27 protein-coding genes and 1 pseudogene are annotated in these 26124 nt (G+C 32.9%); 26 read left to right on the top strand and 2 right to left on the bottom strand.

The genetic code is table 11. The features are described from left to right. Positions 1–125 precede the first annotated feature (125 nt). The 16 genes from ccsA to ACN6MX_RS09450 all read left to right on the top strand — a co-directional run bounded on the left by ccsA (position 126) and on the right by ACN6MX_RS09450 (position 12303). A complete protein-coding gene (ccsA, locus tag ACN6MX_RS09525; protein WP_419962595.1) occupies positions 126–497 on the top strand; it encodes a cytochrome c biogenesis protein CcsA in 372 nt (123 codons plus the stop codon). Positions 498–587: 90 nt separating this feature from the next. After that, on the top strand, positions 588–1259 hold the full coding sequence (locus tag ACN6MX_RS09520) for a CPBP family intramembrane glutamic endopeptidase (RefSeq protein WP_419962370.1): 672 nt from the start codon (positions 588–590) through the stop codon (positions 1257–1259). Positions 1260–1429: 170 nt separating this feature from the next. Further along, a complete protein-coding gene (locus tag ACN6MX_RS09515; protein WP_419962369.1) occupies positions 1430–2023 on the top strand; it encodes a hypothetical protein in 594 nt (197 codons plus the stop codon). Between the two features lie 154 nt (positions 2024–2177). After that, on the top strand, positions 2178–2717 hold the full coding sequence (locus ACN6MX_RS09510) for a cysteine hydrolase family protein (protein WP_419962368.1): 540 nt from the start codon (positions 2178–2180) through the stop codon (positions 2715–2717). A gap of 131 nt (positions 2718–2848) precedes the next feature. Further along, entirely contained in the window at positions 2849–3388 is a 540-nt protein-coding gene (locus ACN6MX_RS09505; protein WP_419962367.1) for a 2'-5' RNA ligase family protein, read from the top strand. A gap of 124 nt (positions 3389–3512) precedes the next feature. Next, a complete protein-coding gene (locus tag ACN6MX_RS09500; protein WP_419961767.1) occupies positions 3513–3692 on the top strand; it encodes a hypothetical protein in 180 nt (59 codons plus the stop codon). A gap of 77 nt (positions 3693–3769) precedes the next feature. Further along, a complete protein-coding gene (locus ACN6MX_RS09495) occupies positions 3770–4084 on the top strand; it encodes a hypothetical protein (protein ID WP_419962366.1) in 315 nt (104 codons plus the stop codon). A gap of 73 nt (positions 4085–4157) precedes the next feature. After that, a complete protein-coding gene (locus ACN6MX_RS09490; RefSeq protein WP_419962365.1) occupies positions 4158–4547 on the top strand; it encodes a hypothetical protein in 390 nt (129 codons plus the stop codon). A 261-nt stretch (positions 4548–4808) separates the two neighbouring features. Beyond that, complete coding sequence (locus tag ACN6MX_RS09485; RefSeq protein ID WP_340762575.1) at positions 4809–5378, top strand: sigma-70 family RNA polymerase sigma factor; 570 nt, start codon at positions 4809–4811, stop codon at positions 5376–5378. Further along, positions 5369–6394 (top strand): DUF4179 domain-containing protein, encoded by a 1026-nt coding sequence (locus tag ACN6MX_RS09480; RefSeq protein ID WP_419962364.1) that lies wholly within the window; start codon positions 5369–5371, stop codon positions 6392–6394. The genes ACN6MX_RS09485 and ACN6MX_RS09480 overlap by 10 nt, the downstream gene beginning before the upstream one ends. Before the next feature lie 260 nt (positions 6395–6654). Next, complete coding sequence (locus tag ACN6MX_RS09475; protein WP_419962363.1) at positions 6655–7536, top strand: aminoglycoside 6-adenylyltransferase; 882 nt, start codon at positions 6655–6657, stop codon at positions 7534–7536. A 363-nt stretch (positions 7537–7899) separates the two neighbouring features. Continuing rightward, positions 7900–8226: a hypothetical protein gene (locus ACN6MX_RS09470; RefSeq protein WP_419962362.1), complete on the top strand. Its 327-nt coding sequence runs from the start codon at positions 7900–7902 to the stop codon at positions 8224–8226. A gap of 171 nt (positions 8227–8397) precedes the next feature. Further along, positions 8398–8868 (top strand): GNAT family N-acetyltransferase, encoded by a 471-nt coding sequence (locus ACN6MX_RS09465; protein ID WP_419962361.1) that lies wholly within the window; start codon positions 8398–8400, stop codon positions 8866–8868. Between the two features lie 110 nt (positions 8869–8978). Beyond that, a complete protein-coding gene (locus ACN6MX_RS09460; protein ID WP_419962360.1) occupies positions 8979–9851 on the top strand; it encodes a DUF2785 domain-containing protein in 873 nt (290 codons plus the stop codon). Positions 9852–10913: 1062 nt separating this feature from the next. Then, complete coding sequence (locus ACN6MX_RS09455; RefSeq protein WP_419962359.1) at positions 10914–11048, top strand: hypothetical protein; 135 nt, start codon at positions 10914–10916, stop codon at positions 11046–11048. Positions 11049–11103: 55 nt separating this feature from the next. Then, entirely contained in the window at positions 11104–12303 is a 1200-nt protein-coding gene (locus ACN6MX_RS09450) for a hypothetical protein (protein ID WP_419962358.1), read from the top strand. Positions 12304–13414: 1111 nt separating this feature from the next. On the opposite strand, the gene ACN6MX_RS09445 is transcribed toward ACN6MX_RS09450, so the two are convergent. Then, a complete protein-coding gene (locus ACN6MX_RS09445) occupies positions 13415–15382 on the bottom strand; it encodes an LTA synthase family protein (RefSeq protein ID WP_419962357.1) in 1968 nt (655 codons plus the stop codon). Positions 15383–15774: 392 nt separating this feature from the next. Between ACN6MX_RS09445 and ACN6MX_RS09440 the strand changes: the two genes are divergently transcribed. The 4 genes and pseudogenes from ACN6MX_RS09440 (at position 15775) to ACN6MX_RS09425 (ending at position 19187) form a co-directional block, all read left to right on the top strand. After that, positions 15775–15984, top strand: coding sequence for a DUF6440 family protein (locus tag ACN6MX_RS09440; RefSeq protein ID WP_419962356.1), 210 nt, complete (start codon positions 15775–15777; stop codon positions 15982–15984). A 161-nt stretch (positions 15985–16145) separates the two neighbouring features. Then, positions 16146–18118 (top strand): annotated as a pseudogene (locus ACN6MX_RS09435) (S9 family peptidase). A 199-nt stretch (positions 18119–18317) separates the two neighbouring features. Beyond that, the gene (locus tag ACN6MX_RS09430; RefSeq protein ID WP_419962355.1) at positions 18318–18533 is read left to right on the top strand and encodes a hypothetical protein; all 216 of its coding nucleotides are present in this window, start codon (positions 18318–18320) and stop codon (positions 18531–18533) included. Positions 18534–18752: 219 nt separating this feature from the next. After that, entirely contained in the window at positions 18753–19187 is a 435-nt protein-coding gene (locus ACN6MX_RS09425; RefSeq protein ID WP_419962354.1) for a lipoprotein, read from the top strand. Positions 19188–19611: 424 nt separating this feature from the next. Here ACN6MX_RS09425 and ACN6MX_RS09420 read toward each other — a convergent pair whose 3' ends face one another. Further along, positions 19612–20319 (bottom strand): DUF421 domain-containing protein, encoded by a 708-nt coding sequence (locus ACN6MX_RS09420; RefSeq protein WP_419962594.1) that lies wholly within the window; start codon positions 20317–20319, stop codon positions 19612–19614. Between the two features lie 836 nt (positions 20320–21155). On the opposite strand from ACN6MX_RS09420, the gene ACN6MX_RS09415 reads away from it, so the two are divergent. From ACN6MX_RS09415 to ACN6MX_RS09390, 6 genes are all read left to right on the top strand, one after another. Next, on the top strand, positions 21156–21752 hold the full coding sequence (locus ACN6MX_RS09415; RefSeq protein WP_419962353.1) for an AAA family ATPase: 597 nt from the start codon (positions 21156–21158) through the stop codon (positions 21750–21752). Positions 21753–21861: 109 nt separating this feature from the next. After that, the gene (locus ACN6MX_RS09410; RefSeq protein ID WP_419962352.1) at positions 21862–22200 is read left to right on the top strand and encodes a DUF3885 domain-containing protein; all 339 of its coding nucleotides are present in this window, start codon (positions 21862–21864) and stop codon (positions 22198–22200) included. Between the two features lie 32 nt (positions 22201–22232). Then, positions 22233–22919, top strand: a complete 687-nt coding sequence (locus ACN6MX_RS09405; RefSeq protein WP_419962351.1) for an HAD family hydrolase — start codon at positions 22233–22235, stop codon at positions 22917–22919. Positions 22920–23370: 451 nt separating this feature from the next. After that, positions 23371–23952, top strand: a complete 582-nt coding sequence (locus tag ACN6MX_RS09400) for a histidine phosphatase family protein (RefSeq protein ID WP_419962350.1) — start codon at positions 23371–23373, stop codon at positions 23950–23952. Positions 23953–24603: 651 nt separating this feature from the next. Continuing rightward, complete coding sequence (locus ACN6MX_RS09395) at positions 24604–25566, top strand: SMP-30/gluconolactonase/LRE family protein (RefSeq protein ID WP_419962349.1); 963 nt, start codon at positions 24604–24606, stop codon at positions 25564–25566. 188 nt (positions 25567–25754) lie between these two features. Next, positions 25755–26087, top strand: a complete 333-nt coding sequence (locus ACN6MX_RS09390; protein WP_419962348.1) for a hypothetical protein — start codon at positions 25755–25757, stop codon at positions 26085–26087. Positions 26088–26124: the final 37 nt, after the last annotated feature.

The following is a 26124-nucleotide window of genomic DNA, read 5'->3' as shown; positions in this document are numbered from 1 at the left end:
AAATAGTAGTTCCTTCAAATTTAATTTGGGAACAAGAAGGACTTACTGACGTTCCTCTATGGGTAAATGCCAAAAAATTAAATACTATTCTTTGGTCATTTTTAATAGGAACTGTACTTTATTTGATGATTCGTCTTGTTACACGCAAAAGAATTATTTCGCTCTTAAAACCACTTACAAATAAAGTAAATATTGATTTGATGGATGAGATTACGTATCGAGCGGTTGTTATTGGATTTCCTTTATTTGCTCTCGGTGGATTAATTTTCGCAATGATTTGGGCACTTATTGCTTGGGGAAGATTTTGGGGGTGGGACCCCAAAGAGGTATGGGCTTTGATAACATTCCTTTTCTACGCTACATTCCTACATCTTCGAATCGGTAGAAACTGGATTGGGGAAAAGAGTGCTTGGATGGCAATAGGAGGATTTGGTATTATTGTCTTCAATCAAGATTTTGTTAACTTGGTAATTGCAGGACTACATTCCTACGCTTAATAACGGGAAAAGTGGTTAAATTTTTGTTCAACTATGTTGGAGCATAGTTCAAGAAAAAAATCTTAAACTAATAAAGTATGGGGCGATAAAGTGAAACAAAACTTTAGATATGCATTATTGATTTATTTTTGTTCACTGCTCTTATTAGATTTAATGGTTTATATTTTCAATATTGATAACCGGTTACTTGAGGTATTAAGTTACATAATATTTCCTTTACTTTTGATTATGATTACTTATCTTTTGAAAGAAGATTTAAAAGTAAAAGTATTTGAAAAAGATAAATCCTCAGTTAAAAAAACTATATCAGTGATTTGCATGAGTTTTTTTATGGCTTTTGCTGGAATAAAAATTATTACACTTGTAAAATCTTTTTTTGGAACGCCAAATGAAATTAATACGACTAATGATATAAATTCTTCACCTTTTATGATTATTCCAATAGTTCTTTTAGGACCATTAGTAGAGGAGTTAGTATTCAGAAGGATTATACTTCACGTCTTTTCGAAGAAATTTAATATTTTAAGAAGTATTATTTTAACCTCTATCCTTTTCTCTAGTTGGCATTTCTCTATAGTTAGTTTTCCGCACCTGTTTTGGATATCAATCGTCTTTTCTTATAGTTATTACCTTACCAATAGATTGTCAGTACCTATTATTCTTCATATCATTTGGAATCTATCACCTTTTATTCTTCTTAAGATTTGGAATCTATTACATACTTTGTTGTTCAATTTTGGGTTAATTGTTGGAAACATCTAAGTTTTCGTTATAGCTAACGGGTGCTTTACTTCAAGAAGGGGTAAAGCATTTTTTTATTGAACTAACGGCGCAGGTTAGTTGAAGAAAATAATTGGGATTTTTATGGTAAAATATAAATATTAATAGATGATTTCAAGTATAAGGATTTTCAATTACAGTGGGGGAGAATAATGAAGCTAATAAAATTAGCATTTACAGGATTATTGGTAAGTGGATTATTAACAGGGTGTACGAAGGAAGAAACGAAGGTTGAACAAGCTAAAACAGAAGATACGAAAGTTGAACAAGTAAAAACAGAAGCCGAAGTCAACGACCCGAAGGCGTGGAAGGATGTTTCAACTCCTGAAGGCTTCAACGAGTATGGAATTGAACCAACGTTGGAAGCTTGGATTGCCTATCACGCTGAAGATATTGTCAAAACAACCGACGTGAAAGAATATTACCCGAGGGCAAGACGCCTCAGAAACGAAATGAAATATTTTCGGATTCAAGGTGACGACCTTCAAAAAGACTTTGATAATTTGCAGATGCTTCAAACTTGGATGGGACATCTTGAGTATGTTTTATCGAGACAGGACACGCTAGAATCTGATAGACCAAGGTTTAATGACGACTTAAAACAGAGTTTCAACTATTTCACCGAACTACTTCACGATATCGACATTGTAATAAATCACGACGGAATAGGCGAAACATTCGGGTTCACGCACCAATTAGACGGGAACAAGGTTAAAGAACTGGAAACATACCTTTATGTGAACTAACGAGGTGCTTTACTTCAAGATGGAGTAAAGCCTTTTTTCTTAGTGAACTTCAGCAGCAGTTTAGTTGAACAGGAAGGTGTTTTTATGATTGTGTTGAATAAGTAAATATATGTTAATTATCGTAGGGCGATTAAATTAAACAGGTGGTGTAGATATGAAAGCATTATTAGTAATTGATGTACAAAATGTAATTGTAGAATTTAAAGATTTTCAGCAAGAACTGAATAGAATAGAAAGTATTATTCAAGATTTTAAAGAAAATGAGGAATCCGTAATATTTATAAGAAATCTAGATGATGAACAAACGAGTCCTTTTAATAAAGAATTGCCAAGCTCAGAATTGCATCCTTCTTTAAAAGAATATGCTGATATTGTAATTGAAAAGAAGACACCAAGTGCTTTTTTTCAGACAGAACTTAATGAAAAGTTAGAACAAATGGGTGTGGATCATCTATTTATAACAGGGTTTAATACTGAGTTTTGTTGCCAATTTACTGCAATATCAGCCTATGACAGAGGCTATAAAGTAACATTCATTGAAGATGCTACAGGAACTGTAAATGACGAAGCTACATATGAAATGAAAGGATTGGATATAAGAGATTTCGTAGGTACAGTTTTGCATTGGTCTAATGTAATTGAAGTACTGGATCAAGAAGAATATGTTGAAGAGTATAAATCAAGCAAAGTTTAACTTGAAATCAGCTAATAAAAGTTAAATTCCTTATTGCACTAACGTGGTGCTTTACTTCAATAAGGAGTAGAGCCTTTTTTACTAACGGGCAGTTTAGTTGAACAAGAAAAGGATTAAAAGGGGGGTAAAGTATGTATGGATTAATTGCAATATTTGATGAAAAGACAGAACAAGTTATTAAGGATATTTGGAAAGAGTTAAAAGAAAAGTCGATTTCTTCGTATGCATATGAAGTAGAAAATAGAAGACCGCACATTACTTTAGCAAGTTATAACGATATAAACAAAACTGAGTTTATTAAACAAATGGATGAATTTTATAATGATAAGCCAACTATAGATATAACGTTTAATTCGATTGGCTCATTTTTGAATTCAGGTGCATTATTTTTCTCACCAACTGTTACCCGTGAATTGATGGAATTTCATTCTAATCATCATAAATATCTTAAACAGTTCAATGATGACCCTAATTCATTGTATTTACCTGATAATTGGATACCACATTGTACTTTAGCTAATAGGTTGTCTCCAAAAAAATTATCTGAAGCATTTAATTACTGTTCAATAAGTAATAGCAACATTTATGGAAAGATAAAAGAAGTTGCCTTAATTGATGTACCTAATAAAAATAAAGCTACAATAATTTATTCAAAAGAGTTATTAGAGTAGCTGCATCTCTTCAACTAACGGGTGCTTTACTTCAAGAAGGAGTAAAGCATTTTTTCTTATTGAACTAAAGTAAGCAGGTTAGTTGAATAAGAATATTCTAGTTAATCAGGAAGGAGCAAGAACAATGAATAGATTTGTATTGCCACATATGTATTTGTTTTTTGGAATTATATTATTTATTTTGGCAGAGTTCACCGTTCCAGCAGGAGGCTTTTATTGGCTTACATTTTTCATTTCAATAACATGCATTGTTATTGGATTGATATGGAATGTGATTTTGTTATTATTTAAAAAGAGAAGTTAATCGAATAGCATAACTTATACCAATGAATTAAACTAACGGGTGCTTTAGCAGAACAAGACTGTAATGGGGGTGTCATTGTGAAAAATAAAATCACAATAAGTTTTTTATTATTGATTTTTTTACTTATTGCAGGCTGTTCTAAATATCAAGAGAGCTTTACTTTCACAGGAACAGTAGAGGAGATACTTGTTGAAGAAGAAATGTTAGTTATTAAAGAGTATAGCGGGGTTGATGAAGGTAGAAGAGACGGAAATGTATACGAAATACCTGATGATGATGTGGAGAGATATAGCATTGGGCAGAAACTTGAAGTAACTGTCTTTTCTAATACTGATGACGATGTTTGGGATTTAGACCATATGAAATTCGATATAAAAACAGTTGAAAATTAAACTTCTTATTGAACTAAAGGTGCTTTAGTGGAATAAGGGATCTCTCAACTTTAATTAAGAAAGGAGGAAAAAAGTGATAAGGATTGCTTATACATTAATAATTTCTATGGCATATTTATTATTTCGTTTCGTTATTCTAGAGGTATTTCAAATAGAATCGGAGTTTTTCTTTATAATCGGTACAATAAGCGTCGTTATTCTTTACTTTATAAAGCAATTACCCTTGCTTTTCATTTCCTACAAGAAAAGTTTTAAGAAACGAATATTCACTTATTTGTTTTCAGGATTAATTACTTCTCTATTGTTTACTTTGTTCTATATGAATTTCAGTGAGCTTGAATCTAACTTATTTAAAGGGATACTTCTTATTAGCTTTGAACTTCACATGACTGCAATCATGATTTATTATCTTCCAGTAGAAACTTATAAAGTTTTGAGACGAAGAGCCAATAGTACAGTTTAAGAAAGTTTCTTCAACTAACGGGTTCTTTACTTCAAGAAGGAGTAAAGCCTTTTTCCTTATTGAAAATAACAAAACATAGCGTTCAATAATGGGGCATTTCTGCATAAGGCGGGAATGCCCCTTTTTTGGACAATTAATTGCCCTTAGATATAGTCTTATAATTAAATTATAAGAAATTCAGAAGTTTCTTGAGAATAAACTGGAAGACCGTTCGTTGTACTTTATGAAAAAGCTTTTTCAATAAGATAAGGAGCGTAATAAATGAAAAGTTCATCGACTAACTTTATCGTGAGATTAAAAAGACAAAAAGAAGATGCTCTCGATTACATCATTGATTCCTATATGCCACTTGTAAAAACGATTACCACAAAAATTTTAAACAATATGAAACGGCAAGATATTGATGAATGTATCAATGATGTTTTTCTAACTGTTTGGCAAAATGCTCATCAGTTTCAAGGTGAGACCCAAGACTTTAAAAAATGGATAGGCATGATTACGAAATACAAAGCGATTGACCGATATCGTCAAGCTCAAAAACAAATTACACATGAGCAATCGGATGCACCACTTGAACTAAAGGCAAGTACCTTACAACCAGATATATCTATCTTACAACGAGAAGAAAAAAATGAATTATTGATGGCTATTAGTCAGTTAGGAGAAATCGACCGCGATATTTTTATGATGAAATATTATATGGACCTAACGAATGGTGAAATTTCCGATACACTAGGGCTGACAAAAGCTTCAGTTGATAATCGACTATATCGAGGTAAGAAAATATTAGCAGCAAATACAAAGTTAAGGGAGCGATTTATATGGGTATGAAGGAATGGATGAATATCGATATTGATAACCTTGAATTACTAGAAGTAACAGATTTAGAAAAAAAACAAGTCAAGCAACATATACTTAAGAAGCGTAATAAAGTACCGTTTTGGCGTCATATTGCAGTCGCTGCGGTAGTTCTTGTCGGTGCTACGATAGCAACTGGTTTTGCTTTCCCTTCTATTGCATCACAAATTCCATTTATGGATAATGTCATTAGTTACTTTAATGATGAAGAGCAACGCCACAAAAATTTTGAGGCATTCTCTTCTGAAATCGGTCTTGTACAGACAAGTAATGGCATGACGGTAATGATTGACAATGCAGTTTATGATGGAACAAACATAACAGTTTCATTTGCAATAGAAACGGATTATGATTTTGGACAAGAGATGCAAATGCGTGCACCAAATTGGTTCGATGTTGTTGGTGCAAGTGGGAGTGGGGGTGGACATGATATTACGAAAATAAGTGATACACGTTATGTCGGTTTATCAACATTTACCCCAAGATTCAAAGATGATATATATCCAGAAACGTTGGAAGTCACTTGGGCACCACGAGCGTTTTACAACGGGTCAAATGAGTTAGAGGTTGAAGGAGATTGGTCATTTGAATTTGCATTAGAAAGGTTAGAAGGGGATTTACAGATTATAAATGAAACAGTGCAGCACAAAGACGTTAACTTCATATTACGCTCAGTTGAATTCACTGATGTATCAACAGTAATTGCTTATGAACAAGTAGTGTCAGATGAACTACTAAAAGATTCGGTAAGTGTGTCGCCAACCTTTATTATTACAGATGACCTAGGCAATGTGTATGGTCTCGGAAGAGGTGGGAGTGGCATGACACCAGATGATTACAAAACATTTAAAGGAACTTCCACATTTGATTCTATCGAAGAAAGTGCAAGTCAATTAATTATTCAGCCGATAGAAATAGCAGGTCCTCCCTATGGAGGAGTTAAAACCGAAATAAAACTTGAACCAATAGTCATTGCCTTAAAAAAGTAATAACAAGAGCCCCTATAAAAGTTAATAAGTAGTTTAAACTTTTATAGGGGCTCTTTTCTGTAATTTCTAATCGTTATAAATTTCGGTAATCGAATATTTAACTAACGGGTGCTTTACTTCAAGAAGGAGTAAAGCCTTTTTTCTTATTGAACTAAAGCGGCAGTTTAGTTAAAGAAGAAATGTATTGTAATTTAAAGGGAACATTACAGTTTATATAGAATTAAATATTAATCGGAGATCCTTACAAGGAGGAATAACACTTGAGAAACGAAAAAGAGATGTTTGATTTAATAGTAGGCATAGCTCAAAAAGATGAACGTATTCGAGCTGTTTATATGAATGGTTCAAGAACCAATTCTAATGTTCCAAAGGATATTTTCCAAGATTATGATATTGTATATGTAGTCACAGAAACAGCCTCTTTCATAAAAGATGAGGAATGGATTGATTCTTTTGGAAATTTAATTATGATTCAAGAACCCGATAAAAATGATAAATGTATTGGGTTAGATTTGGATTTTGAAAAGTCTTATGGATATTTAATGCTCTTTACAGATGGTAATCGAATCGACTTACATATCGAAACAAGAGAAGCTATGATTGAAAACTATACGAAGGACAAACTTACGATTCCTTTATTGGATAAGGACAACATTCTTCCTAATATCCCTAAACCCACAGATAAGGATTATTGGGTAAAGAAACCATCAGAACCTCTCTTTATGAATTGTTGTAATGACTTTTGGTGGTGTCTGCAGAACGTTGGAAAAGGAATATGGCGTGATGAGTTGCCCTATGCAAAACAAATGTTTGAGTTGGTAGTAAGAGTTAGATTAGACGAGATGGTTTCTTGGTGGATCGGCATAAAATATGATTTCCAAGTTTCTGCAGGCAAGATGGGTAAGTATTTTAAAGAATACCTCCCTGAATACTGTTGGGAAATGTATAAAAAAACCTACTCTGACTACAATTATAAGAATTTTTGGAGTTCGATATTTGTGGCTTGTGAATTATTTAGAGTGTTAGCAAAAGATGTTGCTGAACAATTATTATTTACATATCCAATGGATGACGATAAAAAAATGAAGGAATTCCTTAAACACATTAGGCAATTACCAGTTGACGCACAAGGTATTTATTAAAAAAATATTCAGATTTTTTATAAGAAACTGAGTTTGTAATCTTCAACTAACGGTGTGCTTTACTTCAAGAAGGAGTAAAGTCTTTTTTCTTCTTGAACTAAAGCAGCGGGTCAGCAGGATCCGTTTAATCAAGTACTCTTTTTCTTCATTATGGTTGTATCGTTTTTTAATGCGGGATTATTGACGCAAAAATACATTCAAACAAAAAAGAAAGAAAAATCTTATTCGACTAACGAGTGCTTTACTTCAAGAAGGAGTAAAGCCTTATTTCTTATTAAACTAAAGCGGCAGGTTAGTTGAATAAGGTGTTAAGATTCATACATTGGTTTATTTGAAAATACAACACAAAGTGAGGTTAATCCTATGAAGAAAAAATGGCTTATAAATGTTTTTGCTTTGATAATTTTTTTAGGAGTAATAATATATTTTAATTATCAAAACTATCGGTTAGGTGAGAGAGAAGAGAGAGAAGAACTTCTAACTGCTGTCGTATTTGATTTAGTTGAAATTGAATCAATTTCTAAAGAAGATGTCAAAGAAATAAAGGTTTTTCGTCAAGATGCGGGAGTTTATCCGTTCTACTATAATATTTCGGTAGGGTTAAACAATGGTAAAGAATTAAGTTATGAATGGGCAAATAAAGAAAAAAGCAGCTTAACAGTTTCACGTTATGGAAAAGTAGAGGATTAATAGTAGAGCGAAATTTGGAGCATTTTACATAAACTTACGAGTGCTTTACTTCAAGAAGGAGTAAAGCCTTTTTCTTCTTCAATTAAAGCAGCAGTTAGTTGAAGAAGAGGAGTAAATAAAACGATGTCGAATGTATATATTGATGAAGTTTAAGTTAATGGAGGTAACATTATGAAAAAATATAAGATTGAAAATACTATTCCCACATTGCAAGAATACAAATATTTGTGTGAATCTGTGGAATGGAGTAATTATATGAATTTTGAAGTAGTAGAAACATCACTAAGAAATTCTATTCACTGCATCACAGTCAGGGAGAATGAACAAATAGTTGGTATGGGAAGAATTGTTGGAGATGGGGCTATTTATTTCTATATCCAAGATATAGTGGTTCATCCAGATTATCAGAAACATGGTATTGGAAATGAAATAATGAATCATTTGGTTAAATACTTAAATGCAAATGCACCAGACAAGGCGTTTGTTGGTTTGTTTGCATCACAAGGTAAAGAATCGTTCTATGAAAAATATGATTTTAAAGATTACTCACCAAACATGAAGGGGATGTTTACTGTAATTTCAAAAAATAGTTATGAGAATTTAGGAAAAAAATATATCAACATTAATACATTTGTTCTTTAAGTATCTTTTTCCTTATTAAGCTAACGGGTGCTTTAGTAAAGTGCTAGTTCAACTAAAGCAGCAGGTTAGTTTAATAAGAATGCTGTTATATTAGAAAAGGGGTAGATGATATGGAAAGATTAGAATTAAGTTATAAAAATGCTGTTTCAATGAAGGCGATTGAACTGAAAAAAATCTTAATGGAAATTAAGAGCGGGAGTAGAACTTGGGAAGAAGAAAGTAAAGCTAGTATAGTCAAATCTATGGTTGAGCATATCGGCTCAACTGATAGTGAACTTAGAGACAAATTAATTTATAGTTCTTTTTATCAATTAATTATAGAAAGAAATCAAATTGAGCATGAGTTATTAAATGAACTATTAGAATTGTGTTTAAGTGACTTGTTATTTAAAGGAATTGGGGAGAATCAAACTGATACTGTTTTTACAAGGTCATTCACTACCCTTTTAATAGCACTTATTCTATATAGGGATAATGAAGACAACTTTATCTCCCAATATATGGTATTTAAAATAAAGGATAAATTAATCGATTATATTAACTTGGAGAAGGATTTACGAGGATATATATCTGTAAAAGGCTGGGCTCATAGTATAGCTCATGTAAGTGACGCTATTGATGAACTTGTAAAAAGTTCAAAAATAGATCAGAAATTTTACTTAGAAATATTAAAAGTACTATGGAATAAGGTATTTGTTTCAACTTATGTATATGTCCACAATGAAGATGAAAGGATTTTAATTCCTATACTAGAAATGCTAAATAACGGATTGGAACAAGAAGAAATAGAAACATTAATACAAAATGTACCAATAGAATTAAAAATTCGAAAAGAACAGATAGAGGAAGAAGAATATTGGTTCTTATATTCTAACTGTAAGACATTCTTAAAAAGTTTTTATATCAAAGTTAATACAAATAGTGAATTAATATCTCTTCAAAAGAGTATTGAAAAGTGTCTATCCGAAAATTTTTTTTATTAGAAGTTAAGAGTTAAATAGCTAACAGGAGTATTATACTTTGATGGCAACCACACCACTCTTTTATTATTGAGAATAAAGTAGTTTCATTTTTCCGACAATTTGTTTCTTGATGACTGCTACCTAAATAAATTAGCTTACTATTATCAAATGGAACGGGTGTACTGTTCTCCTCAAACTATATCTTAACAAGACAATAGCTTCTTCAACTAACGAGTGCTTTAGTCAAATAGAGCAACGTCATTATGTCGTTGCTCCTTTATATTTAAAAGTATTTCTGACTTGTGCGGCCGAGCCTAGGTCGTATCATATAGCGGGTGGGATTCGAGTAGAGAAAGAACTAGCCATTCACTCGTAGCGAGTCTTGGAGGGCTCATGATAACATTAGCCTTTAAGCGTAGACAGTTAGGTGGCGGGCCGAAAGCCAACTGGTTGAAGGGATTGAGCTCCATAATGTTAGTAAATCGAGAGGGCTGATGCTTTAAGCACAGCAGAAAGCTACATTTTATCCATCGTTAAAGGCAAGAAGGATAAAACCTCTCTGGAGTCAGAGGCCTTGGCACGTCACACATGGATATGATACGGCAACTCGGGAGGCCCTACCGGTCTTTTCTTCTTATAGAAGAGTATGGTGTACAAGCGATAATAAGCAAGGAAGCCAAATGCCGATGTAGGGAGTCGGATAGCAGCGTAGTACTAATGAAGTTGGGTAATGCCGATGGAGGAAAGGCTGCTACCAAGTGTTCACCCTCACTAGGGACACATTTACTACACACAGCGGTAGAGCTAATAAATGTAAACTAAACTATTGAGGATAGCAGAATCAGTGTGAATGATGATTTGGAGGAGCCGTGTGCGTAAATAGCGCAAGCACGGTTCTGTGAGGGGGGAGGAACACAATCTACCGTAAGGTAGAGAGGTTCCCTTCTACTCGACTTAGTGGATGCCTGTAAAGGTAGCTTTTTCTTATTGAACTAACGCCGCAGGTAAGGTTGAAGAAGGAAATTAAGTATTGATGCCGAATTAATTATTATTGAAGGATTAAATTAAATAGGTGGTGGAGATATGAAAGCACTATTAGTAATTGATGTACAAAATGCAATTGTGGAATTTAAAGATTTTCAGCAAGAACTGGATAGTATTGAAAATATTATTCAAGACTTTAAAGAAAATGAAGATACGAGTAACATACTAATTTGAAAGTAAAAGAAGCAGAAAATTTGTTGAAACTGGGGGTAGTGAACTGAATAAATTTATGAAGTTAATAGGTTTCCTTGTAATTATTCTTTATGGATGTGCTGTAGATCCAGGAAAAATAGAAGTAGAAGATTTCGAATCAATAAATGAACCCGAAATTGTTGAAAACCAGGAAATAGTGACTGATGAAAGTGAATTAGTCAAATCTCAACTTGTCCCAATGCTTGAAGCTATAGACAATAATGATGAAGAAGGATTTTTAGAGTTTCAAAACAGTGCAAATTCCTTGTTTTATAAAGAGCAAAAGAGATGGTTGGAAGAAGCGATTTTTAAAAAGGAACAAGGCTATACTTTTTCCGTGAACATAGGAGAAGTAAATCTAATGTCTCCAGAAAAAGGGGACATGGAGTTAATTGTAAACATGAAATATCAAGACAAGGAAACTCAAAATAAAGTTATTTACTCCATTGTTAAATTAAATAACAAGTGGGTAATTGATGATGTACCTTTCAAAAAAATATCTGAAGGAAATATTGCTGTGTTATATGTTTCAGACTTAGAAGAACAAGCTTTGACTGTGTTAAGAGAGGCGAGTGATATTGTTCATTTATATAATAATGAATTTGGTTGGGCCACTAAGGATATAACAATAAAACTTTATGATTCCAGGGAACAAATATCTGCCACTATACCTTGGACTGCATCAACTGGTTGGAATGAGACAGGTGAGTCGCTTAAACTCATGATTGAACCGTCTGGACCGACTACATCCTTAAGTACCCTTACAATACTTGCACATGAGTTAGCCCACCAAATGCTTTCTGATTTCTCCAACGATAACGCATCACTATATATTCAAGAGGGTTTCGCAACCTTACTTCAACATGTAGTAGAAAAAGATGCAGAAGGTAAACTTTTAATTAACTTAGATAATTTACCGTATCGAGAGCAGAAGTTATTATCAAATAGGGATTTGGTCTTTTACTCGATAGATGAATTAAACAAATTGGATTACACCAAAACGTTTGAAATTTATAGCTTAGGTTTTTTGCTTACCGATTACTTAGTCAAAACACAGGGCTTTGATAAATTTATGACTATGGTAAAAGAATTAATGAATGAACCATACATTGACAGTAGAGTTGAGCATAAACTTCAAATAACTTCTGAGAGAACAACTAGAGCAATTGAAAAAGTGTATGGATCAACCGACCAAGTCTCAGATGGTTATATAAATTATTTTACTAATAAGAAGTAGTTTTTATAAAGGAAGCGTATTTTGATATTATGCTAGATGGTGCTTTAGTAAAAGTTCATGGGATTTCTAAATGTATCTCTTTTCTTATTGAACTAAAGCAGCAGCTTAGTTGAACAAGCTCTAATGCATCCTCGACCAAACTTGTGTAAATCCACTATGGTAAATTATATAAAGTTAAGGATAGCTAAAGATTCAGGGAAAATTAATAGGTTGGCGGTGAAATCACATATTAGTTTCTTTTTATATCCTTATGGTAACTTGGGTTATTATATTTACTATGTTTTTATACAGTCAGAAAAGAAAAGGTAAATTAAAAAAGATTACTATTAATCAATTTGTAATAGTGTGCCTAAATTTCAATTGGGTCAATGATTTTAACAATTGGATTTTTGAGTCTAATGCGATAAAAGGAATTTAGAGGCGTTTTTCACTAATGGGTGCTTTACTTCAAGAAGGAGTAAAGCCTTTTTTTATTGGACTAAAGGTCAGATTAGTGTAATAAGGGATTTGTGAAATTGGTTAAAATAATAGGTATCCTTTGTGATAAAGAGAGATATACACTATGCAAAATTAAGTAGGTTAGCATGAAGAAACCAATTCTAATTATGTGTTGATTTTTACATTTAGTCTAATGCTGACAGATTGTAATTTCATTGAAGAACAGAAGGCTGAAGGTATTATCAAAAATTGTTCTCAATATATAATAGAGGGAGATTATGAAAAAGCGTTTGAACAATTACATCTATATGATTATGAGAGCAAAACTGAAGATAGTAAATTAGTCGAAGGAAGGAGATGATGTAGATTCTGTAGGAATATTGTTATTTAGTTGTTCTTGTCTCATTCTAATGCCACAATAAAACTTACAATCGTATCGATTATACCACTCTCAGTTTAAAAAAGTTCTTTGCCGCAAGCTACTTCAAAAACTCCTTCAATAGCATTTGCATACAACTACTAGGTGCTTTAGTTCAATAAATTTAACGAGCCTAACATTAAGACAACAAAAAAAGAACTAATTCCTGTTCGGAAATTAGTTCCTTAATCGTTATGCTAAATCCACAACCTACTGTTTTATAATATGTGATGTGTATGTGGCAATACTCTTCTTTTATTCTTCTTCGTTATCAGTTTTTTCTGTAATATCCTTACTATAATTATACTGAGAAGGATCAACTTTAGTAAAACCAGACGGTGTATAGAATCTTAATAGGTCCCCATTTACCACTTTATCAGATAATTTTAATTTATTGTTTACTTCTTTCTTATATTCATTCGCTTTTTCTAATAGATTGACATCCTCAAGTGGTAAACCAGTTGTTGCATCATAAAATTTCTCATCAATTGAATAGATAGTAGGACTAACATAATCACCATTTCTAAAAGTTACTACGTCATTATGCTCTTTCGATAACAAGTCGTTACCAAATTGAACGTAATTTTGTGAATCAACTCCAAGTAAGTGTAATAAGGTTGGAAGAAGGTCTATTTGCCCGCCATAAGTATGATTGACTCCACCTTGCATTCCAGGAACGTGAATAATTAACGGTACACGTTGTAAATTAGTGCTTTCAAAAGGTGTAATTTCTTTTCCGATAATTTGTTCCATGGATTTATTATGATTTTCTGAAATACCATAATGATCACCATAAAAAACAAGCATACTGTTATCGTATAAGCCAGACTTTTGTAATTCACCTATAAACTGTTCAATTGCTTCATCAGCATAACGAGCTGTTTGGAAATAATTATCTACACTTGCATCACCGGTAGTAGCTTTATCAATTGTTGTTAAGTCTTGATCCATTTTATATGGATAATGATTTCCAACCGTAATAAATTTAGAATAGAATGGTTGAGGTAAAGTTTTCAAAAGATCTAATGATTGTTCAAAGAATGGCTTATCCAATAATCCATATTCAGCCATATCTTCTTCAGAAGTAGTGTCATAATAATTGCCATCAAAGAAATGGTCATAGCCGAATGATTTATAGATCTCATTACGGTTCCAGAAAGTTCCATTGTTACCGTGGAATACAGCAGATGTATAACCATCCTCTTTTAAGATTGCAGGTGCTGCTTGATAATCATTCTGAGCTTTTGTAATGTATGCAGATCCTTGCGGTAAACCAAATATAGAGTTTTCAAGCATAAATTCAGCATCCGAAGTTTTACCTTGAGCTGTTTGATGGAAGAAGTTATCAAAGTATAGTGTATTCGGATCTTTAGTTAATGAATTTAAGAATGGTGTTACTTCTTGACCGTTTAATTTATAGTCAATCAAAAAGTTTTGAAATGATTCCAAATGAATATAGATGACGTTCATTTCTTTTGCTGCACCGAAATATTCCGGATTAGATTCCGCATAGTTAGATTTTGTATAGTTAATAACTTCTGTCATATCATCGCTATCCGCTAAAACCCTTTGCGAAGATGCCTTAATAGTTTCAGTAGCATCATAAATAGTATAGTTATACATTCCTAAATACTTAACAATATAGTTTCTATCAAACCCGCGAGTTAATAACTGTGGACGATCTATATTAGCTAGTCCTAAATTTACTGCAGAGATTCCTATTACAAAAACAATTCCTGCTATTGCTTGTTTGTATCCAATTTTACTATTATCTTTTTGTATTTTTTTAGATAAACATAGGTAAATTAACAAAAATACATCAACAAAGAACAATATATCGTAGGGGTTTAACAAAGAAATAACACTACCGCCTAAATCTCCAAAGTTTTGCGTTTGAGTAATCGTTGGTAATGTAATAAAGTCACTAAAAAATCTATAATAAACTGCATTTGCATATAAAAGAATGGACAAAAGAGCGTAAATTATAACAAGTGATGTATATTTTGCCCGTCCTTTAAAAATGAAAGAAAATCCAAGAAATAACAAGGCAGAGCCAAGTGGGTTTAAAATTAATAGGAATTGTTGAAGGAAACCTTCTACTCCTAAGTTAAATTGTGTTACCTGTGTGATATATGTTTTAATCCATAACATGAAAACGGCTAATAAATACAGACTAGAAAACTTGTTTAAAATAGTATTTTTTTTATTATTTATACTTTGCATCTAATCACCTTCCTATAAATCTATTATTCAAGTATAAGAATAATTTGGTAAAAACAATTTTAATATAATATTACGAAGCTAATATACACTACATCTTTTGAAGACTTCTGTCAAGTAAAAAACTTACTACCTTCCCCAATACCACACCTATAGTTTAATACTTATCATTGTAGTTATAGGTTTTAATCTTGTTTTTAGGTTGCATTTCAACATCAGCTAGATTTGTGAAATGTTACACATAAACTAACATAGCGGTCTAGTTCAATAACAATTAAAGGATTTTCGACCAAAGTCGTTGAATAAGTATTATATATACTAATTCTTAATAGGTAACGAACTCTTAGTAGAAAGAATTTAGGCATTACATTTTAAATGAATATGGGGGCAAAAGAATGTTTAATAAAGACTCGGAGAAGAATAATGGCTCAAAGAAGAGATTTGAAGAAATCCTTACAGAAAACGGGGTGGCTAATGGAAACAGAATAATAGTAGATAAGGAAACAGGAGTTCATTATTTGTTTAGCTGGAGTGGATATGCAGGGGGTATTACGCCGTTATTGGACAAGGATGGAAAACCTATGATTAGGCCAAATAATGAATAGCACACTTTATCTTGTTCAACTATAGAGTGCTTTACTTCAGAAAGGAGTAAAGCTTTTTTCTATTTAAACAAAACCACAGTTTTGTTTAATGTTTGCAACAAGAAATGATAAATTAATTTTTGGATTATGCCTATTTGATTATAGTTACGATGGGGGTATTAATGAAAATGAATGAAAAAACATATCTAAGTATAGAAGAGATTATTTCATTACCAGTCTTGTCAGGTATAAACATAAGTGATGATGGCAAAAATGTAGCATTTGTCAAGAAGACAGCTAACTGGAAAGACAATGAATATAGGAATCATGTATGGATATATGAAAATGATAAGGGGCAGTGTTACCCATTAACAACTAGAGATATAGAAAGTACATACCCATTATGGTCTCCAGATTCTAGCGATATCGCATACCTTAGCCCAGTTGGGGACGGGGATAATAAGAAAAATCAGATCTTTATTAAGTCAATGGATGGTTATAGTGGTGTTAAAATTACTGATGAGAAAGAAGGTGTGAGTAAATTTAAATGGGAGCCTACTGGCAAGGGTTTTTATTATGTTGCACAGTCAAGAGAACCTGTGGCGATAAAGAAACGTAGGGAACTATATGGAGATTTCCATCATCTAGGTAAGGAATACCAGAATAATTGTTTATATTACATTGAAATAAAAAAAGTGATACAAAATGAGAAATATGAATACGAAAATAGCATAGTTTCTCAACTAACTGATGGTAAGGATTTTCACATCCATGAATTTGATATTTCAAATGATGGGGAAAAGGTTGTAATTATGGCTACACCAAGCCCAAATATGGGAGATTACATTAATGGAGATTTATACATACTAGATATTAGAGCTGGAGAACTACAAAAGATGAATATAGATAAGTTGTTGGGAGGGAGCGTTTGCTTTTCTCCTGAAGGAAGTAAAATATGTTACTCAGCAAGCATCAGGGAGAAGGATTACTATAGGAACCATATTCCAGACAGTACAATAGAGATATATGATATTAATAATGGAGAGAAAATTCAACCTTTAACAGATTTTGATAGTACAGTTATTCCGTTACGGTGGACAACTAAAGGAATTTTAATCACATGGCAGAATAAAACTAATTATCTTATTGGCTTGTTATCTGAGAATGGCACCGTGGAAATGTTAAGCGAAAAAGAAGATTGCTTTATATTGGATGCTTCTATAACAAGGGATGGAAATTATGTATTCTATAATAAGGCTATAATAAATGAAACCTTTGAAATCTATTTAGACGATAAAAAAGTAACGAATGAAAACAGCTTTTTCAAAGGAAGCTTAAAAGTAATAGGCAAATAATCTCATGGAAAAGTAGTGATGGTTTTGAAATAGAGGGAGTTTTATCAACCCCAGTAGATTTTGACGCAAATAAAAAGTATCCCTTATTAGTGGTGATCCATGGTGGGCCGGCTTGGGCATCCTTTCCAATATTTTCAGACTGTTTTAATGAGAAATATCCTATTGAACAGTTTATCGAAAAAGGCTTTATAGTTTTAGAACCAAATTACAGGGGAAGTTCTGGTTATGGTAATGAATTCTTAAAAGCAAACTATAGAAAACTGGGAATTGCTGACTACGATGATGTTATAACTGGAGTGGATAAACTAGTTGACAAAGGGATTGCAGATAAAGATAGAGTAGGGGTTATGGGATGGAGCAATGGGGGATATATATCAGCTTTTTGTTCTACATTTAGTAGTAGATTTAAAGCTATTTCAGTTGGAGGTGGAATTACTAATTGGAGTACCCATTATGTAAATACAGATATACCTCACTTTATTAGGATGTATTTAGGAAGTAATCCATGGAATGATCCAGAGATCTATAACAAAACTTCACCAATGACATATATTAAATCTGCTTGTACTCCGACCTTAATCCAACATGGTGAAAAGGATGCAAGAGTTCCAACTTCAAATGCATATGAGCTATATCAAGGATTAAGGGATATGGAAGTTGATACAGAACTAATTATATTTAAAGGAATGGCATATACTTCTGACCAGCCAGGAATTAATGTAGCTATTATGAAGCAGAATTTGACGTGGTTTTCCCACTATATTCTTGGAGAAAGTATGAAAGATTTTAGGCTTTTATGATTTATAAATGAATTCCCACAGGATGAAGGCACTGAACTTTTCTGCACTGCCAACTATTTCCAGTACTAAATCGTATTCCGGAAAAAGGTTAACAGATATTGAATTAATGCAAAGATAGCAAACATGATTATTTTCTTAACCATTGTTATTTCAATGTTTTTAGAGGTATGCAGTTAAATTTAAGTTGGAGGAATATATAATGAAAATAAAACCTACAAAAAAAGTCTTACTTTCATGGATGGATAGTTATGTACCAGAAAAAGATTTATTCTTCCTATCGAAAGAACATCTTAATAATGAAATTGACTTTTCAGATGTGTTACTAATGCCAATAGAAGAGTTTTATGATCACAGCACGTATGGACAATTAAGTTATGTAAATAGTTATGAGTACTGGAATATAAACGATGTTTAACCCATGGAAAATACTTACGAAAGAGCAACTTTATAAAGAGTGGGAACATCTGACACTTGTGAAGTTTCGACAATGTAATTAAGCATTTGGAAAAATGAATTCGTATTCTTTTTGTATTAACTTGTGCTTTACTTCAAGAAGGAGTCAAGCCTTTTTTAAAAGCAACAATTTAGTTCAATAAAGAGTTCTTGTAATTTCTCAAAGAAGGAGATTATTACGATGAAAAAAATAATTTTATTAACGGTAATGGCTATTATTTTGACTGGATGCAATGGATTACCAACCAGTACTTTTAGTCAACCAGAAGGCAAAGTTATAGTGAATGGTGAAAAATATACGATGATGCCTAATGATTTTGAATGGAAAGAAGATAATATTGAAATAAAAGATATTAGTTCTAGTGATACATATGAATTAGCCGATAATTTTAAAACTTTAGAAGTAGAAAAAAGCGAGATATTAAATTTTGAAATTGGAAAGAATCCTTCTTCCATAACAATAACTAAACTTAATGAAGATGGTACAATTGAAAATGTTGAAATGAAAGATTATGAAATAACAATTCCATTTAAAGAAGGGTACTATATTTATGAACTTAAAGTAATATGGGATAAAGGAAAAGAGACTTTTGTTTTTGATGTTGAAGTAAAATGAAAAGAAAGTGACCAACAATTAAAAACTTAAGGTCTCTCTTCATCAACAAACGGGTGCTTTAGGAAATATGAGCTAATAATACTACTCTCATTTCTTGGTTCAACTAACGCTACAGTTTAGTTAATCGAGAAATAAACGCAGGATCCTTTTTAATAATAAAAAAGACCCTAAAAAGGATCTATTAAATGGTTTAATTAACAATCAGAATTAAGCTTGAAGCTGGCGATACTATGATCATTAACATGCGCTTTTTCTCAATATTTTTTTCATCAATGTCTAAGTAAATATAATGTTTTATTCATCTGCTTCGCCTTATTTCCTTCATTCATGGCATCCTTAGGAATCGCTTGAAAGAACACTCCATTAACTGGCTCCAATTAAGATTTTCTCTCTATTGGCTTCTTTAATACACTCCCAATCCTTATTAATTCCCTTTTCGTATACCGTCCTTGTTATCCGCATAGATTTTGACGAAAAATCCGTCGGTTTCCGACCATTCCGCATACAAAATATTTTGAACGTTAGTATAGCCTTCCTTATGTAGTTCATCATACAGCCATTCCTTTGACTTTCCCGTGTATTTTAAGACTTCTTCATTGATTTCCCCTTCATCAACAAACAGGAAATTGAGCGATCCATCTTCCGGTTCTAAATTCAGCATGGCTGGTGTGACAGCATCGAATTTAGCATATTTCTTTAAGCTGACCGTACCCCCAGGTTCCAAGTACAAATCACAAACTTCCCGAAGAGAGAAGACCCCTTGTTGCCTCAGCATAATTCGTAATTGCTCCATTTCCAAGTGGTTGGCTTCCAGTTCTTTTACGTTTAATTCACCATTTCTGATTAAAATCGAAGTTTCCCCTTTCAAAAGAACTCTTAATTTATCGTAGCGCTTCGATAGCTTTTCGATGATAAACAACATTACTCCCCATACCGCAACCGCGAACCAAACCTGAAGCGCTGAAACTTTATCATCATAGATGCTTTCTTCCAATATGCCACCAAGTACAATGGAATAAATAAAATCAAAGGGCGTGAGCTGCGACATTTCTTTTTTGCCCAACAAACGGGTAACAACTAATAAAGCGATTAACCCAAAAAATAACTTCAATCCAATTTCCACATATGTCATCAATCCCACACCTCCACTTATGTTAATTCTATTATTTTCTTAAGCTAAATGAGGAAATGATGCTGTATCCTCTCCAGTAATATTCCAACTCCTTATTTTAGACCCTACAGAGCTGCCGAAAGACATTCTCCAAACTGTTCAAGATATTCGATTGATTCTAGGAGTCTTTAAAGATATTTGATACCTCTTCCTCTCCCAACCATAGTATCCTATACCCGTTCTGTGGAAATTTACAACCTCTGTGGTGTAGTGCTGGTTTATTGCTATATGGATGGCTAACGGGAGATTTAGTTAAAGTTCTCTGAAAAGAAATAATCATTAAATGTTTAAGAACTTAAGAAGGAATATGACTAAGTCAGTGATAAAGGAGGGGCTGGAAGTTAGTTGTGGCTAAGAAGATGCAAATAAGTTAGTAATGGTGATTGGTGAGACAATAAATAAAATCTTACATTCTAATGAACTAAATTCATTATTTCATCTGGACACTTATGAAATTAAAATATTCAAATATTGAATGCCAAAGGGGAAGTTGTAAATTAGTCAATTTATTGGCTAAACAATATTAGCATCCCTTCATCTACGAACGGGTGGTATTAGCTACACAAGTGGCTGTCTATAACCTATAAGGGTAGCTTTTTCTATGGAACGAATGTAACAATTTAGTGGAAGAAGGAACTTCGAACATTCATGGAGAAGTAACAACTAAAAGGTATTTAAATATGGGGGAGTTTAAGTATTAAACAGAGTCACTTTTGAACTAACGACACGGTTTAGTTGATGAAGGAAATTATGATTTATAAGTAGAGCTTATTCAGTAGAGAAAAAGGGTGATTTTAATGATTATATGGATAAATGGAGCATTTGGTTCAGGAAAAACTCAGACTTCATACGAATTAAATAGAAGAATTCCTAATTCCCTTGTCTATGATCCGGAAAATATAGGTTTTTTTATTAATAGGAATATCCCTAAAGAAATACGCAAAGGAGATTTCCAGGATTATAGTATATGGCGAGAGCTAAATTATACGACTTTAAAATACATATACAGTGAATATGACGGGATTATCATTGTTCCAATGACGTTAGTAAATCCACAGTATTTTGAAGAAATTGTAGGGAAACTAAGAGATGATGGAGTGGTAGTCAATCATTTTGTACTTTGGGCTTCTAAGGAAACATTACAAAAGAGATTACGAAGTAGAGGTGAGAGAAAAAATTCATGGGGGGAAAACCAAATAGATAGATGTATTCAAGGGTTATCAAATGATATTTTTAAACATCGAATAGAAACTGATAAATTGACGATTGAAGGTGTAGTGGAAAGAATTGCTTACATGTTAGACATTCATTTACAGGATGACAACAGAAACAAATTCAAGAAAAGATTGGACAGAATTAAAACACAAATAAAACAGATACGATTTATTAATTAAACAGGCTATTTTTATTTTTTCCGCTTACGGGTCGTTTAGTCAAGGAGTAAACTAACTGGAGATTATTCAAAAGTTATAAAAGGGAGCTATCCCAATGAAGGAAAAAATATTGAAGTACATTGATAGCAATTTTCCTAACCTAACAGGTGAATTGCGTATAAGGTTTGAACTAGATGAGCCACATGAAAACGGAACTAAAGAAAGAATAAATCAAGTAATTACAAGAGTAACTACATTGTATGAAGAAGTGTTCAAGCCAGATGATTTTATTTATGTTCATATAAAAGATTGGGAAGTAACCGAGGACATCAGGTTTGGAAATACTACTCCAGAATATCTGTATGATTTACTCAGTAAACTAAATATAGAAGAGGAAACTTTGTTCGATATAGATGAGGGGTCGCTGTCTTTGATAAACTTACAGAACAGGTTAATGTACTTAAAGTAGCGGGCGCTTTACCATTACGAAGGAGGTTTAAAATGAAACAAATAATTAATGAAGTGAAAGTAATTTTCTTTGATGCCGGTGGTGTTCTTTTTGAAACCTTTGTAAAAGGAGATGACAGAATCAGGCATCTCTTGAAGGCAAGAGGTTACCCAATGCAGAAGATTGATTTCGCTATTATGAAAGCAAAGCAAAATGAATTGCCTTTTATTACAAATTGGAATGAAGAGGAACAATATTTCAAGCGTTATTATGGGGCTATTGCAGAGGAACTTGGAGAAATAGAAATTACAAATGAATTGCTTTTCTTAGCGCATTATGCAAGTCATTGCGAGTTGTTTCCAGAAGTAATAGCTGTTCTTGAGGAATTAAGTAAAGAATATCGGTTGGCTGTTATTTCAAATGCTATGCCAAGTATGGATTGGATATTTGATAGGTTAGGAATTCGTAAATATTTCGATTCTATTATTCTTTCTTCCATTGTAAATGAAGAAAAACCTGGACAAGCCATTTATAATATCGCACTTAAACATACACAAGCTAAAAAAGAAGAAAGTATATTTATTGATGATAAAATTGAAAATATTGAAGGAGCCGAACGAGTTGGGATAAGAGGACTCCACTTAGATAGGGATAGAATGGATTTGTTAGAGTTACTAAGAGAACATCGGCTATTTTCAAATATCGATATAAATTTCAAGAATGAAATCTCAACAATCTAATCTTTTTATAAGTATTAGAGTGCTTTAGGTGAACAGTGGCTGCCTGTAAGGGTAGATTTTCTTATTGAACAATCGAAACAGGTGCGTTGAATAAGCAGCAATGTATTTTTTGAAATTTTGGATGGAAACTTTCAACTTACTGGGCTTTGCGTCAACAAAGAGTAAAGCTTAATATTATTGAACTAAAGAGGCTGGCCAGTTATACATCAATCTGAAACGAATTGGTTTATTTCATCAATAAAAACGAAATATAGTATGGGAAGCATTTACCCCAGCCTAGACGGTTTTAAAATAGAGCATTACAGTTAACAATCCAACAAAAAAACGCTGTTGATAATTTTACAATAGCGTTTTTTACTGTGATTTTCACTGGGAAGTTAGAGAACTAATCCCTAAAGAATTTAGATTGAAGAATATAGTGCTTTTGTTTAAAAAAAGGAGGTAGAAGTAATTGACTACAATAGGACTTATAAGGCACGGAATTACTGAATGGAATGTACTTGGCAGGTCACAGGGAATATCAGATATCCCTTTAAATGAAATCGGAAAACAACAGGTGGTTGCTTTGGCTAATAGACTCTCTTTAGAGGGAAAATGGGATATTATTGTGACAAGTGATTTATTACGTGCCAAAGAAACTGGACAAATAATCGCTTCTACATTAAATTTCCCTAGCAGTTGGTTTGACGAAAGAATACGTGAAATAAACTGTGGAGAAATAGAAGGCACAACTGAAGAAGAAAGGATAAAAAAGTGGGGTAGTAATTGGAGAGAATTGAATCTTGGAATGGAAAGTTTTGAAGATGTCTCTAAAAGAGGTTATGAATTTTTAGCAGAATTAGCTACTTCATATAATGATAAACGGGTATTGGTAGTAAGTCATGGAGCATTAATAGGTCTAACTTTAAAAAGATTACTACCAGAAAAATTCCCAAGTACACATATTGAAAATACATCATTAACTATTCTTATCAATAATAAGAGTACATGGGATTGTACGCTTTACAATTGTACGCAACATTTAGGTGAATAAGGTGATTATCTTGTTCAACCCCCATGAGTGCGACAGTCTGTGATGCATTTTAGGGGTTGGAGTTAGACTAAAGGTTGGCTATGTCAACATTGTTTATCGACCTTCTTCGCCAACCGTATCTTATACCTGTTTTTCATATTTTCATTCTCTGTGGTTTAGCGTTGATTTTGCGCTACATGGATGTCTGTAGAAAGCCTTTATTGTTGTTGAATTGAAGCAACAGTTTAGTTGAAGAGAAAGTAGATTTTTGAATTTAAAACAATATAAAAGCCACCATATTCCAATAATGGATTTAGTTTTATTATTTTTTAGTATTGTCAATATAAATTATAATGATTTCCTCCAAGAAAGCACCTTATAGGTATCGGCATCTATTACTTCTTATAAGCACATTTAGTTAAAGTATAAGGAAACTTTTAATCCTAAATAGAAGAAAAACAACTGGATTTTTATAAATATTCAGTTGTTTTTCGCGTAGTTTATATTTGGAATATTATGATAAATTTAAATAACGTTTACTCTCTCTTATGTCTTTCTCGTTACAAAACTCGAGATTGATTAATGGAGACTACGCGTTCCTCAAGTGCTAAAACTAAAACATTTCGTTACTGCATTAAATATTCGAAAAATTAAAAGGAGGAATTCAAAGAGATGAAGAAAAAGGTATTAGTAGCAACAATATTACTCCTACTCTCCCTTGTAACCGTCGCTGGAGCAAAAGCATTATATGTATCAAAACCAGTGCCAACAAAGGAAAGGCATTCTATTTCAGAAATTGTTTCTTCTAAAAGCCAATGGGAGAAGGTGGCTACCGGTAGTGGATTCATGGAAGGTATTAATTTTGATCGTAAAGGAAAAATATGGATGGTCAGTCCAGCCACTGGAGAAATCATGACTGTCGAAGGCGACAAGGTTGCTATTGTTGGCGAAAAATATAAGCTCCCTGTTGGAGCAAAGTTTCACAAGGACGGACGCCTTTTTATCACTGATCTTACTGGAGAACTTTATGCTTACAACACTAATACTGGAGAGCGTACGACCATTGTTAATTCGTACAATGGCTTACCTTTAAATGGACTTAATGATCTAGTATTTGATAATTCAGGTGGGATTTATTTTACTGAACCAATGGGATCTAGCGCAACGAAACCGATAGGCCGTGTCTTCTATCTGCCTCCGGACGGTTCCGAATTGCAACTCTTTCAGGAAAATATAGCTTATCCAAATGGTATAGCTCTATCGGCAGACGGTCAGCGTGTTTATATCTCCGAATTTGCCAAAAATCAAATTATTTCTGTCCCATCAAAGAATGCTAAAGACCAACGAGAAACATCGTTTGTTTTTGGGCAGTTTGAAGGCGGAATAGGTCCCGATGGATTAGCCGTCGATACTAAAGGGAATCTTTATGTGGCACATTTCCAAGCTGGAGAAATTGTCGTCCTTGACGCTAGTGGATTTAAATACGGTACGATTCGCTTACCTAAGGATGCTGGAACATTCACCACCAATCTAACTTTTCACAATGGATACCTGTATGTAACCGAGTCTTTGAAAAACGAAGTCTGGCGTATTAAAGTTAATCAAAAAGGTTTACAGCTTTACGGTTTACAATAGGCCATTTAATGATAGCAACTTTTGTTATATTGGATCTAAGAGGGAATATAGCGAAGTATTTACTCCATCCTAAATAAGCACACTAATTCTGTGATTAATGTGCTTATTAAGTTACGGGATGGTGGTATTTTTGAGCTTCAAAAATAAAAATCTCTTGTTTGTTAGTTATTTTTTTAGTTTTTATAAATTTGATTGAACGTGAAACAATCGCTTCAGATGGTGAAATTACGCTAAAAGAAGCGATTGCCATGGGGTTCGTGAGAGCAAAAGAATGGAATGTAAACGCAACACTTACAAGTGTAAACAGTGTGGATGAAACGATGGCTGGCTCAAGAGGAGGATCAGGGAAACGCTTTAAATGGTTTTTGCAATTTATGGCTCCAGGTACAGATGAGCATTTACTAATTGGTATCTCAGAAAAGAAAATTACCGTGTTTAAACCGATTAAGCAATCTCAGGTTCCAATAATAGCCTACGATGAGATTAAGTTGGATAGCTCTGATATTCTCCAACTAGCATAGGATAAATACGGACTAAAACAAGGAAAAGATTGGGCAA

The sequence above is a fragment of the Psychrobacillus sp. BM2 genome (genome assembly GCF_048572895.1).
In the GTDB taxonomy this organism is placed as follows: domain Bacteria; phylum Bacillota; class Bacilli; order Bacillales_A; family Planococcaceae; genus Psychrobacillus.
The sequence above is the reverse complement of the archived record's forward strand: the minus strand, read 5'-3'. Positions and strand labels throughout refer to the sequence as shown.

Bases quoted from the DNA above. Each gene is read 5' to 3' on its own strand.
- ccsA (WP_419962595.1), top strand. From the start codon at position 126: ATGATTCGTCTTGTTACACGCAAAAGAATTATTTCGCTCTTAAAACCA.
- ACN6MX_RS09515 (WP_419962369.1), top strand. From the start codon at position 1,430: ATGAAGCTAATAAAATTAGCATTTACAGGATTATTGGTAAGTGGATTA.
- ACN6MX_RS09510 (WP_419962368.1), top strand. From the start codon at position 2,178: ATGAAAGCATTATTAGTAATTGATGTACAAAATGTAATTGTAGAATTT.
- ACN6MX_RS09505 (WP_419962367.1), top strand. From the start codon at position 2,849: ATGTATGGATTAATTGCAATATTTGATGAAAAGACAGAACAAGTTATT.
- ACN6MX_RS09500 (WP_419961767.1), top strand. From the start codon at position 3,513: ATGAATAGATTTGTATTGCCACATATGTATTTGTTTTTTGGAATTATA.
- ACN6MX_RS09485 (WP_340762575.1), top strand. From the start codon at position 4,809: ATGAAAAGTTCATCGACTAACTTTATCGTGAGATTAAAAAGACAAAAA.
- ACN6MX_RS09480 (WP_419962364.1), top strand. From the start codon at position 5,369: ATGGGTATGAAGGAATGGATGAATATCGATATTGATAACCTTGAATTA.
- ACN6MX_RS09470 (WP_419962362.1), top strand. From the start codon at position 7,900: ATGAAGAAAAAATGGCTTATAAATGTTTTTGCTTTGATAATTTTTTTA.
- ACN6MX_RS09465 (WP_419962361.1), top strand. From the start codon at position 8,398: ATGAAAAAATATAAGATTGAAAATACTATTCCCACATTGCAAGAATAC.
- ACN6MX_RS09460 (WP_419962360.1), top strand. From the start codon at position 8,979: ATGGAAAGATTAGAATTAAGTTATAAAAATGCTGTTTCAATGAAGGCG.
- ACN6MX_RS09455 (WP_419962359.1), top strand. From the start codon at position 10,914: ATGAAAGCACTATTAGTAATTGATGTACAAAATGCAATTGTGGAATTT.
- ACN6MX_RS09450 (WP_419962358.1), top strand. From the start codon at position 11,104: ATGAAGTTAATAGGTTTCCTTGTAATTATTCTTTATGGATGTGCTGTA.
- ACN6MX_RS09445 (WP_419962357.1), bottom strand. From the start codon at position 15,382: ATGCAAAGTATAAATAATAAAAAAAATACTATTTTAAACAAGTTTTCT.
- ACN6MX_RS09440 (WP_419962356.1), top strand. From the start codon at position 15,775: ATGTTTAATAAAGACTCGGAGAAGAATAATGGCTCAAAGAAGAGATTT.
- ACN6MX_RS09430 (WP_419962355.1), top strand. From the start codon at position 18,318: ATGAAAATAAAACCTACAAAAAAAGTCTTACTTTCATGGATGGATAGT.
- ACN6MX_RS09425 (WP_419962354.1), top strand. From the start codon at position 18,753: ATGAAAAAAATAATTTTATTAACGGTAATGGCTATTATTTTGACTGGA.
- ACN6MX_RS09420 (WP_419962594.1), bottom strand. From the start codon at position 20,319: ATGACATATGTGGAAATTGGATTGAAGTTATTTTTTGGGTTAATCGCT.
- ACN6MX_RS09415 (WP_419962353.1), top strand. From the start codon at position 21,156: ATGATTATATGGATAAATGGAGCATTTGGTTCAGGAAAAACTCAGACT.
- ACN6MX_RS09405 (WP_419962351.1), top strand. From the start codon at position 22,233: ATGAAACAAATAATTAATGAAGTGAAAGTAATTTTCTTTGATGCCGGT.
- ACN6MX_RS09395 (WP_419962349.1), top strand. From the start codon at position 24,604: ATGAAGAAAAAGGTATTAGTAGCAACAATATTACTCCTACTCTCCCTT.